Raw genomic sequence first — 1,359 nt, forward strand, 5'->3', positions numbered from 1 at the left:
TATCGTGATGACTCTCACATTCTGGACAAATCCATTCACGAATACTGAGAGTCAACAAATCATTTTTAAATCCACAGCAAGAACAGAGTTTTGTACTCGGATAAAACCTGTCAACTTCTACAAGTTTTCCTCCCTCTCTTTCTAGCTTGTAATCCAAGAAATTAAGCAACATCCCAAAACCAGCGTCATGTATTGACTTGGCTAATTTAGTCCTTGCTAACCCTTTAATACTAAGATTCTCGGCTACAACGATTTGGTTTTCATCGCACAACTTTCTGGAGAGTTTATGAAGAAAATCTTGTCTAGTATTGGCTATCTTTTCGTGAACCTTGGCTACCTCCTTAACGGCTTTTTGGCGATTATTAGACCCCTTGGCTTTACGAGACAATGCTTGTTGTCTCCGCTTTAAACGTTTAGCGTATTTTCTGGTAGGTTTGATTGGGTCAATCTTGTAGGTTGTTTCACCATCAAAAACCGTAACTAAAGAAGATAAACCTAGGTCTATCCCTGATATTTTTAGTTTTTCAATGGTTGTTGAGTCATCCATCTCAAACAAGATGGCAGCAAAATATTTATCTGTACTGGTTTTAGAAACAGTTACCGACTTAATCTGGCCATTTATTACTTGAGAAATCTTAGCTTTTACCACCCCTAATTTAGGTAGCTTAATTCCATTATTTCTTATTGAACAACTTTCAGGATAACGGATTGATTGTTTTTTGTGCTTACTTTTAAACTTAGGGAATTTTGTTCTTGTTGAGAAGAAGTTCTTAAAAGCAGATTCTAAGTTTTTCAATGATTGCTGCAAGGTGGCGGCAGTAGCCTCAGCTAACCATTCAAAATTAGGTTGTTTCTTGAGTTGGGTAAGGTCTTTTGCCATATCACAGTAGGTCATTCCTTTACCCGTCTCTAGGTACTGATTGTTAGTTTTATTTAAGTAGTAATTCCAAACGAAACGAACGCAACCAAAGTTTTTAGCTAAGGCTAGTTCTTGTTCTTTGTTTGGGTATATTCTCACTTTTAAAACATTTAACATCAGCCTGAACCCATCTGTGCTATCTTTTGAGTATAACACTTACCGCTTAAATATGTCAAGCTTATACATACCTTGAGAATCAAGCCTTTCCCAATAAGTAAACGCTGTCGCGTTAGTTTAGATTCTGGTCGCAATTCATCGTTACGTTAATTTCTGGTATATTTTTAATTAAGGAGAAATTTAACGGGAGTCCTCTTGCTCCATTGGGAGCATCTCACTTACGCGATAAGTAATTATACTTAGCCTAAAAGCCACTCTTAATCGTGTCTTGGAACGAAATAGAGGCTTTTAAAGACTGCGTACATGGAGAATTAAAACAAGAA

The 1,359-nt window shown here is 36.7% G+C and carries 1 protein-coding gene; it reads right to left on the reverse strand.

The window, feature by feature from the left end:
- Positions 1–1,036 (reverse strand): RNA-guided endonuclease InsQ/TnpB family protein (locus tag PX481_RS24685; protein ID WP_288096575.1); only part of this gene is annotated, 1,036 nt, incomplete at its 3' end.
- Positions 1,037–1,359 lie beyond the last annotated feature (323 nt).

Source organism: Microcystis sp. M53603_WE2 (assembly GCF_030065435.1).